13 protein-coding genes and 1 pseudogene are annotated in these 14,493 nt (G+C 47.3%); 2 read left to right on the top strand and 12 right to left on the bottom strand.

Going from position 1 to position 14,493, the window contains the following annotated elements; all coding sequences use genetic code 11:
• Window positions 1-17: 17 nt before the first annotated feature.
• From lpdA to MBEAL2_RS08790, 3 genes are all read right to left on the bottom strand, one after another.
• A complete protein-coding gene (lpdA, locus tag MBEAL2_RS08800; protein WP_047151942.1) occupies window positions 18-1,439 on the bottom strand; it encodes a dihydrolipoyl dehydrogenase in 1,422 nt (473 codons plus the stop codon).
• Between the two features lie 53 nt (window positions 1,440-1,492).
• Window positions 1,493-2,596, bottom strand: a complete 1,104-nt coding sequence (gene bcd / locus MBEAL2_RS08795; protein ID WP_047151941.1) for a branched-chain amino acid dehydrogenase — start codon at window positions 2,594-2,596, stop codon at window positions 1,493-1,495.
• A gap of 222 nt (window positions 2,597-2,818) precedes the next feature.
• Window positions 2,819-4,882 (bottom strand): sigma-54 interaction domain-containing protein, encoded by a 2,064-nt coding sequence (locus MBEAL2_RS08790; protein WP_047151940.1) that lies wholly within the window; start codon window positions 4,880-4,882, stop codon window positions 2,819-2,821.
• 139 nt (window positions 4,883-5,021) lie between these two features.
• Here MBEAL2_RS08790 and MBEAL2_RS08785 point away from each other — a divergent pair, with 139 nt between their 5' ends.
• A complete protein-coding gene (locus tag MBEAL2_RS08785) occupies window positions 5,022-5,276 on the top strand; it encodes a DUF2627 domain-containing protein (protein ID WP_369405482.1) in 255 nt (84 codons plus the stop codon).
• Between the two features lie 14 nt (window positions 5,277-5,290).
• Here the strand turns inward: MBEAL2_RS08785 and MBEAL2_RS08780 are convergent, their stop codons facing one another.
• The 8 genes and pseudogenes from MBEAL2_RS08780 to MBEAL2_RS08740 all read right to left on the bottom strand — a co-directional run bounded on the left by MBEAL2_RS08780 (window position 5,291) and on the right by MBEAL2_RS08740 (window position 12,129).
• A complete protein-coding gene (locus MBEAL2_RS08780; RefSeq protein WP_052947601.1) occupies window positions 5,291-6,103 on the bottom strand; it encodes an MraY family glycosyltransferase in 813 nt (270 codons plus the stop codon).
• Window positions 6,100-6,777 (bottom strand): glycosyltransferase family 2 protein, encoded by a 678-nt coding sequence (locus tag MBEAL2_RS08775; RefSeq protein ID WP_047151939.1) that lies wholly within the window; start codon window positions 6,775-6,777, stop codon window positions 6,100-6,102. The genes MBEAL2_RS08780 and MBEAL2_RS08775 overlap by 4 nt, the downstream gene beginning before the upstream one ends.
• 7 nt (window positions 6,778-6,784) lie before the next feature.
• Window positions 6,785-7,834, bottom strand: a complete 1,050-nt coding sequence (steA, locus tag MBEAL2_RS08770) for a putative cytokinetic ring protein SteA (RefSeq protein ID WP_052947600.1) — start codon at window positions 7,832-7,834, stop codon at window positions 6,785-6,787.
• A gap of 733 nt (window positions 7,835-8,567) precedes the next feature.
• Window positions 8,568-8,954, bottom strand: coding sequence for a hypothetical protein (locus MBEAL2_RS08765; RefSeq protein ID WP_047151938.1), 387 nt, complete (start codon window positions 8,952-8,954; stop codon window positions 8,568-8,570).
• A 67-nt stretch (window positions 8,955-9,021) separates the two neighbouring features.
• Window positions 9,022-9,932: pseudogene (locus tag MBEAL2_RS08760) on the bottom strand (IS4 family transposase).
• A 419-nt stretch (window positions 9,933-10,351) separates the two neighbouring features.
• The gene (locus MBEAL2_RS08755; RefSeq protein ID WP_047151937.1) at window positions 10,352-10,732 is read right to left on the bottom strand and encodes a rhodanese-like domain-containing protein; all 381 of its coding nucleotides are present in this window, start codon (window positions 10,730-10,732) and stop codon (window positions 10,352-10,354) included.
• Window positions 10,733-11,022: 290 nt separating this feature from the next.
• On the bottom strand, window positions 11,023-11,733 hold the full coding sequence (locus MBEAL2_RS32230) for a LysM peptidoglycan-binding domain-containing protein (RefSeq protein WP_052947597.1): 711 nt from the start codon (window positions 11,731-11,733) through the stop codon (window positions 11,023-11,025).
• A gap of 192 nt (window positions 11,734-11,925) precedes the next feature.
• Complete coding sequence (locus tag MBEAL2_RS08740; protein WP_047151936.1) at window positions 11,926-12,129, bottom strand: cold-shock protein; 204 nt, start codon at window positions 12,127-12,129, stop codon at window positions 11,926-11,928.
• 177 nt (window positions 12,130-12,306) lie between these two features.
• Between MBEAL2_RS08740 and MBEAL2_RS08735 the strand changes: the two genes are divergently transcribed.
• Window positions 12,307-12,963 (top strand): helix-turn-helix domain-containing protein, encoded by a 657-nt coding sequence (locus tag MBEAL2_RS08735; RefSeq protein WP_047151935.1) that lies wholly within the window; start codon window positions 12,307-12,309, stop codon window positions 12,961-12,963.
• A 78-nt stretch (window positions 12,964-13,041) separates the two neighbouring features.
• Here the strand turns inward: MBEAL2_RS08735 and MBEAL2_RS08730 are convergent, their stop codons facing one another.
• Window positions 13,042-14,397: a hemolysin family protein gene (locus MBEAL2_RS08730; protein WP_439644844.1), complete on the bottom strand. Its 1,356-nt coding sequence runs from the start codon at window positions 14,395-14,397 to the stop codon at window positions 13,042-13,044.
• Window positions 14,398-14,493: the final 96 nt, after the last annotated feature.

Here is a 14,493-nt window from a genome sequence, read left to right as displayed (position 1 = left end):
TGTTTATATCGTGTTTCTTACGAATGAATCGCTTTACCCTCCACCGCGAGCGCTGCTTCACCCATGATTTCAGATAGGGTGGGATGCGGGTGAACGGTATGGGCAATTTCCCACGGCGTCGCATCGAGAACACGGGCAAGCGCTCCCTCCGCAATTAAGTCCGTAACGTGCGGACCAATCATATGAACGCCGAGCAAATCATTCGTTTCTTCGTCGACCACCAGCTTGACAAAGCCATCATGCTCGCCATAAACGAGCGCCTTTCCGATTGCACGGAAATTAAATTTACCGGTCTTTACTTTGTGTCCTTTGTTTTTCGCTTCCGTCTCAGTTAATCCAACGTTCGCGACTTCAGGACGGCTGTACGTACACTTCGCGATCATTGTATAGTCAATTGGTTCAGGGACCAGGCCGGCCATATGCTCAATCGCTGTAATTCCTTCGTGCGAGGCTACATGCGCCAGCTGCAGGCCGCCAATTACATCTCCAATCGCATAAATGTGCGATTCCCCTGTTTGGAACATGCTGTTCACCTGGATAACGCCATTTTCGATCCGGGCGTCTACGTTATTAATCCCGATGTCTTCAATGTTTGCCTGTCTGCCGACGGAAACAAGGATTTTATCTGCGGTGAATTCCATGTCTTTTCCGTTTTGATCGGCTTTAATTGAGACGCCGTTTTCAGTATGTACAAGCGTTTCAGGGAGGACCCTGGCGCCGGTATGAACTTTAATTTTCCGCTTCTTCAGAAGTCTTGCCATTTCCTTGCTAATTTCTTCATCTTCGAGCGGAAGAATGCGATCGGCGAACTCAACAACCTCGACTTCTACCCCAAGATCATTGAAAAGAGAAGCCCATTCGATGCCGATAACACCGCCGCCAACGATAAGAACGGACTTCGGCAGCTCCTGCAGCTGAAGCGCTTCATCGCTCGTAATGATTCTTTCCTTATCAATCGTAAGCCCCGGAAGCGTACGCGGGCGGGAACCTGTCGCAATTAACACAAATTTTGGAACGAGGATTTCCGACTCGCCGCCGGCATATTCAACCGTGACTGCACCTGCCTGCGGGGAGAAAATGGAAGGTCCCATAATGCGCCCGGTACCTTCATATACATCGATTTTTCCCTGCTTCATCAGATGCTGTACCCCTTTGTGAAGCTGGTCTACGATGCTCTGCTTTCTTTCCTGCATGCGTGCAAAGTTAATGCCGACTTCACCGGTTACGACACCAAATTGTTCGCCGTTCTTTAGCGTGTGGAACACTTCTGCGCTCCGAAGCAGCGCTTTGCTTGGAATACAGCCGCGGTGAAGGCACGTTCCGCCCAGCTTCCCCTTCTCGACAACCGCTACTTTCATGCCCAGCTGCGAGGCACGGATGGCGGCCACATAGCCGCCGGTGCCTCCGCCGAGTACCACTACATCATATTCATTCGACATGGTACCACCCCCGTATTTTCCTTCGAGCACTTCTACTCTACGTCTATTTTACATTACTTGTTATGAATGCGGGATAATTCATGCTTTCCGTTCTGCAGGAATGTACTGCGCGATTTCTGTACGCTTGCAATCCGCTCTTCACACATGCGGTCGGCTGCTTTATATGTCGGGATGTTGTCGCGCTTGGAGATTTCGATAACCTTCTGAATGTTATCGTAAATCGTTTCCACTTTCTTCATCGCCCGGTCAAGGTTGTAGCCCTGGAGTTCGTCCGCTACGTTAATAAGGCCGCCGGCATTGATAATATAATCGGGAGCGTAGACAATTCCCATTTCCTGAAGGGAGTCTCCATGGCGCTCTTCTTTCAACTGGTTATTTGCCGCGCCGGCAATCACTTTGGCCGTAAGCTGCGGCAGCGTCTCGTCATTAATAATGGCACCAAGGGCACACGGGGAGAAAATATCACACTGCTGCTTATAAATATCCGCAGGGTCAACCGCCTTTGCACCAAACTCATTAGCCGCGCGCTGCACATTTTCCTTGTTAATGTCGGTTACAATCAAGTTCGCCCCTTCTTCATGCAGATGGCGGCACAAGTTGTACGCCACGTTGCCGACACCCTGGACAACGATGGTTTTCCCGCTCAACTGGTCGCTTCCGAACGCTTCCTTCGCGGCCGCCTTCATGCCGCGGTACACACCGTAGGCAGTAACAGGAGAAGGGTTTCCGCTGCTGCCAAACGCAGGCGATACGCCGGTAACATAGTCTGTCTCCATATGAATCAAATCCATATCAGCCACAGTCGTGCCCACATCTTCAGCTGTAATGTAACGGCCATTCAACCCCTGGATATAGCGGCCGAAAGCACGGAATAGTTCTTCGCTTTTGTCCTTTCTCGGATCGCCGATAATGACGGTTTTTCCTCCGCCCAAATTCAGGCCCGCTCCCGCCGCCTTATATGTCATTCCACGGGCAAGACGCAGGGCATCTACAATCGCATCCTCTTCTGTATCATATGTCCACATGCGCGTACCGCCAAGCGCCGGGCCGAGTGTTGTATCGTGAATGGCAATAATCGCCTTTAGTCCTGAGTTTGTATCCTGACAAAATACAAGCTGTTCGTAATCATATTTCTCAAGGTATTCAAAGATTTTCATTCGCTCGCTTTCCTCCTGGGTTTTCGTTTATCCGATTTTCACGAATGCACCATATGTTTTCCTATATTACCTTATATGCAAACAACATGCCAAAAAAACATTGAAAACGCTTCCTTTAGATACAGCATTTCCCTTGAAGAAAAAGGAACTCTTTTCCATAATCCGAAATAATTGCATGCAAAAAATTTCACACCAGGCAACTTTTTGCATGCAATTACATTCTCACAAGCCGTATTTTTCGAGTTTATAGTATAGGTTGCGTATGGAGAGACCGAGTTGTCTGGCGGTTGCTGTTTTGTTGCTTTTATTGTGCAACAAAGCATTTTTAATTATTTGAGCTTCCACTTCCTCCAGCATTTCGTTCAAGGTGCGGCCATTTTCTAAAGGAAGTTCTGCGTCGCCCTTCGTCATGCCGCGTGTCGAACCCGGCACATCGCCCGCTGTCAGTTCCGGCAAATGGCGCGGGAAAATGGTCGTCTCCTGAAACCTCATATTAATAAGCGAGCGGCTGATTACGTTTTCCAGCTCCCTTACGTTGCCTGGCCAGGCGTACGCTGTAAGAGTATCCAGTACTGCCGGAGCAATATCCGTTACCCCTCTGCCATATTCCTGATTGTATTTTCGGATCAAGTGGTAGACGATTTCTTCAATATCCTGCGTGCGGTAACGCAAAGGCGGAATGACAATCGGGAGTACATTGATGCGGTAATACAAATCTTCGCGGAAAACACCGGTCTGAATGGCCCGCTCCAGATTGACGTGTGTAGCGGCGATAACCCGGACATCGACCGGGATCGCCTTGTTTCCGCCAACCCGCACGATTTCTTTTTCCTGCAACACCCTCAGTAATTTCGCCTGGGTACTCATGGACAGTTCGCCAATTTCATCGAGGAAGATCGTCCCGCCGCTCGCTTCTTCAAACATGCCTTTCTTGCCGCCCCTTCGCGCGCCTGTGAATGCTCCCTCTTCATAGCCGAACAATTCACTCTCCAGCAGGTTATCCGGTATGGCGGCACAGTTTACCCTTACGAACTGATTGTATTTTCGGCTGCTCTCATTGTGAATCGCATGCGCAAACAATTCCTTGCCGGTGCCGGATTCTCCGCGGAGCAGTACGGTCGCCGGCGTAAGCGCTGCCTTTCTTCCCTGGTCTACCGCGTGCACCATGCCTTCGCTTTTCCCGATAATGTTGTCAAACGTATACTTAGCTTCCAGTGTCCGGATGAGCCTTTTCACGTTCTCCAGCTCATCTGTAAGCTTTTTGATTTCCGATACGTCATGAATGACACCGACGCTCCCCTTAAGCACCCCATCCACAACAACGGGGGCTACATTCACAATAATATCCCTTTTTCGCGGCCCGACTTTCAAAGGAACTCCGCGGACCGGTTTTCCCGTCCGCAGCACTTGCAGATGCATGCTTTCGCCTTCGGAAATGTCCACATCCGCCGGCTTTCCAATCACGTCTTTTTCTGTAAGGCCGGTCAGCCGGGTGTAGGCCGGGTTAATCATCAGCCCATTCCCCTGCGTATCTACGACTGAAATTGCATCGTTCGACGACTGGATAATAGCCTGGAGTAAGCTTTGAATGTCTTTTAAATCGGTAATTTCATCCGTTAACGCGGCTACCTGGGTAACGTCACGAAAAACGGCCACCGCACCGACTACGTTCTCGCTCTTGTCAAAAATCGGAACCCGGTTGGTTACAATGCGTTGTCCGCCGGTCAACCTCTGTTCCTGGTTAAGTTCGGCAACGCCCGAATCAAGCACAGCATGCAGCCGTGAGTTAGGGATGACGTCCTCAGCCGCTTTGCCGAGGGCCTCCTCCCTGGAAATCCCCAGAATCCGTTCTGCCGCTTTATTGTAAAGCGAAATAACGCCTTGCCCGTTCACTGCCACCATTGCATCGTGCGTTGAATTAAGAATGGTATCAATCTCACGCTGTTTCCTATGCAGTACATCGATCAATTGTTCTCTTTCATCTATCAGTTTCATAATCACGGAGGAAACGGTACCAGGTATGATAACCGATCCTTCCGGTTTATCGCGCTTTAACTGTTCATATACTTCACGGTTCCCTGTCGCTTCCAGTACCATATGGATTTTCTGTTCGAAGAAAGGGCTATGGGATACAGAAACCGGAACTCCCCATTCCCGGGCCAATAAAATCCCCGGGGCCGTCTCATCTTTATCCACAACACCAACGATCCGGGTGCTCTCCATCCTGTATAACAGCTTTAGCAGAGCGGTTCCTCCCCGGCCTGCGCCCACGATGACTATATTCATCTTACCCTCTCCCATGCTATGAAAAAAATTGCACACTCCTATTATTTAACCAAACTTTCCGCCTGTACACAATGGTGGACAAATAACAGGGAAACGGATAAAATCATGTCGTAAAAGGAACAGGAAAGCAGGGAGATACATGCTGTTACGCTTTATCGCTGTTATGATTATTTATGTGATTCCCGGCGCGGTGGCCGCCTATGGATTTAAAACGATGCGGGACACACTGTATTTGTACTTCGACCCGGCCATTCACCATTTCCTTCTCGGGCGCTTTCTCACCGGTCTTGTCTTTTTCATTCTCGGTGTCGCTTTTATAGCTGGATTTATCCTTCATAAAGACCGCAAAAAAAACCTTGTGCAGAAAAGGTTCCGCAGGAAAACAGACGTTTAATTTTCCGCTTTTGCTTATCCGCTTCTTCCCCATGCATCCATCCTGCGAAGAAATCGATTGTTTTCAATCGCTGCACTAATAGAGGCCCGCTCCGCATAATAATGGAGCACCAAAAGAAGAACCAGCAGAATGATTTTTACATAGAGGTTCAGGGAATAGGCACAAAGCGCACCCGCCAGAAACCCGAGCAGATTGGCTCCGCTGTCCCCAAGCATCGCCTTTGCTGAGAAATCAAACGGTGCCATAATGACGGTGAGCAGTAAAACATAGTACGTGAACGGAGCAAGGGCCGCCGGTATCGTTCCGGCAGTGAGGCAGAGAGACTGAAGCAGCCAGAATCCTTTGAGCGCACGCCCGGGCCGAAGATCGAGCAGGTTCATGGCGTTCGTCGCCAGCGTGATGAGGAGCGTATCGACGGCAAAATCCCCCATTGCCGTATAGAAAAAAGAAGCTGCGCAAACAGCAAACAGGAAAGCAGACACCGCTTTCAGCATACCCGTCGTCATTCTTCTCTCTTTCCATAATGCAAGGAAGTGACCGCGCAATCCTTTCGTCCCTTTGTCTCCCATCCGATCGTCTATCCATCCGACAAGGCAAATCCCGGCGGCGCACACGACGAGGCGCTCCGTCGCTCCGTTCGGAAAGAAGCCGGCAAATAACAGGAAGCAGAAAGGAAAGAGAATTCCGCAGCCGTGGGGAACTTCTGTCTTCTTATAGTTAAATGAAACCCAGCCTTTTTTGCGAAACACGCCGCACAGGCCGATCATCATCCCATATGCGGTGATCCCGGCTGCTGCCAGAAAAACGAGAAAGAAGCTATCCTTCATTTTAATGCCGCTTGCTTTTGTTTAATGGCCCTGCGGATATGCAAATACTGTTTGCCACGGTGCAGGAATCCGGCGGCTGTTTTTCCGTACGATCTGTGCGAGAATGGAATGGCCGTTTCGCAAACCGACAGGCCGGCGTGCATAATATCAATCGTCATTGCGACCTCAATCCCGAAACCGTAATCCCACGAAGAAACCGCCTCAGATGCGCGCCGCGTTAAGGCCCGCTGCCCCGATAACGGCTCCTTTAGAAACACGCCGGTCATCTTGCTGATCTCCCGCTGTGCCATTCGCTTAACAAGGCCGAAACCTTCTTTTTTCGCTGCCGGCGGACAGCCGATTATCATATCAGCACCGCAGGCGTGTAAATTTTCCAGCAGGTAGCTCGCAAGCACCGATGTTTTTTGTAAATCGGCATCAAGAAAAAGCAGCGTATCTCCGGAGGCGGCCCGGGTCCCCTGCCAGAGCGCAAAGCCCTTTCCCTTCCTTTGTTCGCTCCTTATTACCTGGTCAGCCCAATTGGCAGCCAGCTTTCTTGTCCCATCTGTGCTTCCATCATCCACAACAATGAGTTCGAGGTGTCGGAGCAAAGGATGCGCGCGTACGGCCCGGAGCGTTTCCCCGATAAACAATTCCTCGTTGTATGCGGGAATAATGATGCTGGCGTTCCACATTAACGTATCACTCTTTCCTTTTCTGCCGCTTGCTGTACAGCAAATGAAATCCTTTGGCGTCGATCACTCTGTCGCCAACCTGCATCCGAACGAGCAGCGTGCTGGCCATTCCCTGCCTTCCTTTCTCTAAAAACTCCACCATGTTCGTATGAGTCCCGACGCTAACGAGCCATTCAGCTCCGTAATGATACGCATAAAGCATAGCGGCATCCTCGCTTATGCCGGGCGCACGTAGTTTGTAGTATGGAATTCCAAGTTCGCGCACTCTTTTCTCGCCGGGCGCCGTTCCATCGTAGTAAGCATGGATAATCACATCCTTTGCCGCTGCAAGGGCATCGTTGCTTACACTATCCATGTCTCCTATTACAATATCAGGGACGAGGCCGTTTTCAAGCAGCGCGTCAGCCCCGCCGTCCACTCCGATGAGAATTGGCTTTTCTTTCAGTATGTAAGGCCGGATCGCACGCAAATCTTCTTTATAGTATTTGCCCCTTGAGACGATAACAACGGTCCTGCCGGCAAGGGGCGTATGAAGCGGCAGCGGCGGCAGCGGAAGCATAATATGCTCTTTTTCCACTGCTGCATAGGCGAGCGTGTTCTCAACAAAACGATATAACCGCTCATTCATCTTTTGTTCGGCAGCCGAGCAAGCCTGCTGCCAGTATTCCTTTGTTATCGGGCTTAAACGCGCCAGAAGATGGCGGTCTTTTTTTCGAAAGAGGTAATGCCCGTCGATGATAATCTGTTCGCCGTTGTGTAATTGTTCGAATACATTGTCCTGTGAATCGCAATCGTAGAGCGGAATATGATGGTCAAGCAGGATTTTGGCTCCGCGCGCCATATACTCCCCTGTAAATGAAGGGGCACAATTCACAACAGCCTTGACCCGTCTTTCAAGTAACCCACGGGCAGCCAGCTCGTCGATGTCGGTATGGGAAATGACGGCAATTTCTCCGGGCTTGATGGATGCTACGAGCTGCTTCGTAAGCGCCCCACACCTGACGCTGCCGTTCACTGTGCGATTTTTATTCATCAGGCGGGAAAGCAACGTAATCATCTCCTTCTTTTCCTAGTATGGAAGTTACGAATCTATTCCATACGGATTTGAAGAAATCCGGAAATCTTACGGGAAGTCGTCCGGCGGATTTTCTGTTCCACCTGTTTTAAGGATGGGAGAGCGATTCGGATTAGTTAGCAATAGTAAGTGAAGCTGAATTCGAGGAATTTAGGTTTTCGTAGGCGATTTAGCATACCATTGATTACCCAAACGCGGACTTGAAATCTAATATTATTGCCGATATGTATGTAACTCCAGGAAATGTATATGATTTGGCTCCTTGTCTTGAACGGCTGGACCGACAAAGGAACTGCTTTTTAAAGTGGAAACTGCGACACTAGATTTTAGTTATTTAGTGGAGATTTTTGTCCACGTCTGGAAAGACGACATGTAAAAAGAGGAGAGAAATGATTGAGCGAACCCTTGCGGATGCAAAAAAACTCTATGTCCTTTACTTTTACCATTTAGGGGAGGAGAAAATATTTAGAGGTAGACGTTGATGACAGGAACCTGCTAAAAAACCCCAACCACCTAGCCAAGTGAAGATAGGTGGTTGGGAAAATTTTCTCAAAAAATATTTGTTCAAAGGTTTCGTTTTTTCTCCACGGTATAAAAGAGAGTATAGAGAAACTTATGGGGCTTCTCTATACTCCATAGCCAGCCTAATTAAGTTGGCTTTTCATCTGTTCGCAAAAGCAAGGTAGTTATAAAACAATAGAGGTAACTTTATATTCTATTCCGAAAATCTTGCACCAAGAGGAACATTAATTACAGCGTCTTTGGGGCTGTAATTAAATTCTATTGAAGGAGGATAAGAAACCGCTATAGTAAAGGAAACTTGGGTGTCTGTATAGGTATGAGCCAGTTCCCCTTCGGCATATCCTTCCTTACCTGATTTTGTCTTTTTGTTTGTAACTACATTCAACGATACTTGCGGAGGAACATAAGTAGAGTTATAGGTATCATTGTAATAGAGTGCCACCTTATTTGCCTGATAAATATGACGATTTTGGCTAATGTTTACAGTAGAATATCTGTCTGGATTAGTACTGTAATCTGTATAGGTTACAACCCCACTATATGATTCAACATACATCGGTTCACTAGATGACCATCCCATAGAAATATAATCTTTTGCACTATCACTTCTGTTCGGTATAAGAGATATACCACTACACGCGTGTTGATTATCCAGTTTCAGGAAGAATATTCCCGTATAATTGCTGATAGTCCTTTACGAATGCCTGGATAATAAGCTCCCATTCTACAGGAAGTTGTGCCTCAATAAACTGGCGGGTAAAGCTGACAAAGCTTGCGCTTCGAATGAAGGGATGCTGTTTCCCTTCTTCATAGAGTGTTTTCAATACTACATAAGCAAGGAGTGCAGCGTATAGCTGATTAAATACGGCATTCCCCGTTGTGCCAAACAGGGTGGGGATGTTCAGATGCTGCTTTATCCAACGGAAAAACACCTCAATGGCCCAGCGGGCCTGGTACATAGAGGCAATCGTTTCGGCATCTACATCATAAAGATGGGTGACGACGCGCATCACTTTCCCTTCCATGTCGGTGAATTCCACAATACGATGGCGGGATTCAGAACGCGCTTGCGGCGTGCCGAGTTTACAGGTGAAGTCACCTAGAATATTGGAGTCCGCCGGACTCCATCGCCGTAATGACTTTTTTCTATACAGGGCCACATTCATCTTTAACCGAATGACAAACGGCTGGTTCGTTTCTGGTTTTACAAAGGTATCGATCCGCTTGATTTGAAAATAAGCACGGTCAGCCACCAGGATGAATTGCGGGTCAACAAACTCGTTCATCACAGGACTATCATGGCATAGGGTACATCGCTTGTTTTTGTAGACAGGGCTGAATAATGAACCTGCGGAAGTCCGTAAGCCGTAGCCACATCAGCCGTATGGCGAAAACTTTTCCATTCATGTGTGGCCGCCATCATAAGGAATCGCAACAACATGGAAACAGAAAGTTTGCGGGCTGTATCCTTATACTTGTGGGTCTGTAAAATCTCTTGTATTTCTTCTTCGGTAATGAGGTGTTCCAGGACGTCCAAAAGTGTGATAGACTTTTTCATAGGAGGTCGCCTCTTTTCGTAATGAGTTTGTAGTGGTATACAAACTCTTTTCCCGAAAAAGGCACCTCTTTTTCATTTTTCCGCTTACTTTTTTTGGTTAATCAACACCCGTGATTGTATAAGTTTCATTGTATAAGTTTCATTGTATTTATTTACTCATTTATACATTTATTTACTGATATAATATCTGCTAATTGTACAGTCGTAAACTAAAACAACCGGATCTATTAATCCGAGCCAGTTACCAAGTTATCGAAAAAGTCTGGACAACTTTATCACTTCATTCTATTCTTTGTATGGGCACTAATTTGGTGAAAAATATTTTTGAAAACCTTCGATTTTTCTCCCTGATATAAAAAAGAGTGTAGAAAACCTTGCAGGTTTCTCCACACTCCAAATAGAACGAATAGGCACTCTCTTTACTTCTTAACGGTTTTTCCTTTCCACTGTTTCATCCCACCGGAAACATTGTAGAGATTGGTGAACCCTTCCTTCTTCAGGATGCGTGCAGCCTGTCCACTTCGAAAGCCGCTCGCACATACGAGGTACGTTTCCCTATCCTTTCGAATTCCGCCTGTCGCTGACTTAATCTGGCCGAGCGGGATATTCCGAGCCCCGTGGATATGACCGCCTCTATATTCATCCGCCTCGCGGACATCAATAATTTGCTTGCCCTTTGATTCTTTCATCGCTTCCTCGAGCTGCGCTGTGGAAATCCGTTTCACTCCGCGCGGCGGAAGAATTCTAAAGAGAATAAATGCAACAAAAAATGCCAGTATAGCTACCGTTAACCAATCCATCACTGTCTCCCCTTTTCAATCATGCCAATAAGAATATCGTACTACACGATATTTTCACTTGCAATAAACCAGGGACAATAATTCGGCTTTTTTTATAAAAAAGGAAAAAAGAAAGTTCAGTCCACTTGCCTTTCCCTTCCGCGAGGAAGGAAGAACTGTCCGCGTGGTCTGCCCTTCCTTTTTTCAAACATTTTTGACCTTTCGGTCTTTTTCTCTACTACTCTAAAGCAATATATGCTTTCTACTAAAAAACCTGCAATGCTGGCATTTACAGCATTGCAGGTTTATGACTAGGATTGCTGGCTTTCCTCTTCTCGATTTCCCGAAGTCTGTCCTGAAGACGCTCCCTGATCAGGCTGGGTTCCGTAAGCCGGGTATCCCTGCTGGCTTCCCTGCTGTGTCCCCGGTATCGGGGTCCCCTGCTGGTAGCCCGGCTGTGTGCCACCATACGGTGAAGACCACTGTTGATCCCCTTGCATCATGCCGCCTCCCTGACCGCTATACGGTTGCTGCCATGGGGATGTTTGCGGTAATTGCTGGCCATACGGAGGGTATGTAGCCGTCCCTTGCCCCTGCGGCATTGCCTGTTGCGGTGAGAAAGGCATCTGCATCTGCTGTTGCATTGGATTCATAAATGGAGCAGATCCGTGCCCCTCCTCCATATACATTGCATGGCACTGCATTTTTGCCAGATTCGGAATGTTTACCTGGTCCCCGGCACTAAGCGCATTCGGGTTTTGAATGTGCGGATTCGCAGACGTCAGGATAGGGAGCGGGACGTTTTGCTCCTCTGCAATTGTCCCCAGTGTATCACCCTGTTTTGCAGCATAGATGCCGGCATTTGCCCGTAGTCCATCCTCTCCATCTTCTCCTCTGAACAGGAATGGAAGAAGAAGGAAGAACGGAAGCAGGCGCGGACGATAATATCCATAATATGGATACGGATAATAATACGGATACGGATAATACCCGTATGGTGGATAGCCATAATATTGACGCATGTTATTTCCTCCTTTAAATCTTTATCTCCCGACGAAATTATCCTATGTAGGCGTGAAAAAAATGTGCATTTGTCCCGGTTTTTTGTTATTCCGCCTCTTAAAAAAATAAGAAAAACCTCTTATCGTACGCGAAAAGAAATATTTTCGCCTTGCGGTAAGAGGTTATGATAAAGAACTGCCAGATTTATTCCTTTAAGGACCAACATAATGTGAAAGTGCCGGAAGGGTTCGTACACCTAGCGCCATAGCTGATTGGCATAGAGGACAGGTAGGCGTATCCGAAAATGAAAATTCGCGGCGCATCCACCCGTTGCAATCTTCACTGCCGCAGTTCCATACGTCGAACTCGAACGTCTCAATCTCCTCCGGCTGCTGTCTTCCGCGCATAAAAGCCATAATGTACCACCCCTTTACATACAATAACGTTAGTATACCGGGAAGCGGCCTTTTTATTCCTGCTTTGTCGAAATCTCGAAATAACACTTGTTTTGATAACCTTTGTCGATAAGGTAGGAACTGCCTCATTTTTGACGTATTCTTTTTGTAAGCAACCGATTACAAAGGGGGATACGGATGATGCCAGGGAATAGCATGTGGATGGCTTCCAAAGATGTGGCGGAAAAACTTGATATACACGTTCGTACCGTTCGCAATTGGATTGATACGTTCAGCCCGTATATGGTGCTGCAGAAAAACAGCCAGGGGCATTTTCTTCTTAGCGAACAGGCCTTTAACTTATTAATCGAGATTAAACGGGTAAAAGATTCCGGCGTACAAACACTGAAAGAAATAGAAGAGGTCCTTCTGGCGGAACACATCCTCCCTGAACGTAAAATGCTGAAAACAGAGCCGGATGAAATGATCCAGACGCTCTCTTTCCCGGAGGAAACTACTTTCCTTCTGATGGAAAAAATAAACGAATTGGAATCCCACTTAAGCAGGCAGTTGTGCGATACGTTAAACGAACTGACCCAGGCACACCGGCAATCAGCTTCTCTGCAGGAACATACGCCACTGGAGCCTAATTTAATGTTCACCCAGTACTATAAAGAAATCCTCCGCAAAATAGATGAGATGGAGAAAAAGCAAGATACATTGCGCCTTGAAATGAGAAAAATGAATTTTGAGGTTCAGATGCTCAGCGTGACAACAAAACAGGAGGAAAAAAAGAAAAAACGCTTCATATGGCCTTTTTCCCGTAAGTCACCCGATATATCCTCACCCTCGTAAGCATGCGCGCAAACGATAAAAGGCGCATAATAAAAGACCTTCCGAAAGAAAGGTCTTTTATTATGGAGTGACAGGGGATTAGCCGCGGCGTTCCCCTGTATAGGTTTCACCCTGTTCTTGTTCCTTTAGTTTTTCCAGTTCATCTTCTTCCAATCGCCGCAGCGTAAGCCGGACAATACGCAGATGATCAACTTCCGTCACCTTAAATTCAAAGCCATGTGAACAAATCGTCTGGCCGACTTCCGGAGGAAACTCAACCTGGGAAAATACCCAGCCGCCGATCGTATCATAATCCTCCGAATTGACATCCAAACCAAAGCGATCGTTTACTTCTTCAATAAGCAGGCGGCCGTCCACTGAATACGCTTTGCCTGCCCCTTTTTCAATATGGGGCCTTTCTTCATCAAACTCATCCTGAATCTCGCCCACAATTTCCTCCAGTATATCCTCAATCGTCACAAGGCCTGCCGTCCCGCCGAATTCGTCAATCACGATCGCCATGTGAGACTTTTTACGCTGCATGAGCTTTAGCAAAGCACTTATTTGGATGGATTCCGGCACACGTTCTACAGGGCGGATAATCGAATCCAGATCATTTTTTTTATCGCTCATATACAAACTGTACATATCCTTAATATGTGCAAAGCCGATAATATTGTCCTTATCGCCGGCGGCTATCGGATAGCGTGTGTGCATTTCCTCCATCACAATGGCAAAATTCTCATCGAAGGTAGCCTCTTGAAACAGGCAGACAATTTCAGTACGCGGAATCATAATTTCACGCGCATTGCGTTCCGCAAATTCAAACACATTGTCAACAAGCGTTAGTTCAGTCTGATCAATTAACCCGCTCTTGTGGCTCTGCTTCATAAGAATACGGATTTCTTCTTCCGTATGCGCCGCAATGTGATCGTCTGTCGGTTCAATCCCGACAAAGTGAAGAAAGAAAAAGGCTGAACGGTTCAGCAGCCAGATAAAAGGATAGGCAATTTTATAAAAGAACATAAGAGGCCCTGAGGTCCACATTGTAACAGTTTCCGCTTTCTGAATGGCCATTGACTTCGGAGCCAATTCCCCCAGCACAATATGCAGGAACGTAATAACGGAAAACGCAATAATGAATGAAATCGTATGAACGACCGTGTCCGGCACATGGAGCTGTTCCAGAAGAGGTCCGACGGCTGAAGCAATCGCGGGCTCTCCGATCCATCCAAGCCCGAGAGAGGCCAGCGTAATGCCAAGCTGGGTAGCGGAAAGATATGCGTCTAAGTTCTCGACAAGGTTTTTCGCCCGTTCTGCCCGCTTGTTCCCTTCTGTTGCCAGCTGGTTAATTCTTGAACTCCTTACTTTTACAATGGCAAACTCTGCCGCTACAAAAAATCCGTTTAAGAAAACGAGAAGGAAGACGGCAGCAATATAAAGTATGACGGACACTGGGTCAGTACTCAACTAGTCTCTGTCACTCTATAGAATGACAGATACACCTCCTTTATAAATTGCAAAAGATATGTTATTTATACCACATACATA

Origin of the sequence: Aneurinibacillus tyrosinisolvens (assembly GCF_001015055.1) — a bacterium.
GTDB classification, from domain to species: Bacteria; Bacillota; Bacilli; order Aneurinibacillales; family Aneurinibacillaceae; genus Aneurinibacillus_A; species Aneurinibacillus_A tyrosinisolvens.
The sequence above is the reverse complement of the archived record's forward strand: the minus strand, read 5'-3'. Positions and strand labels throughout refer to the sequence as shown.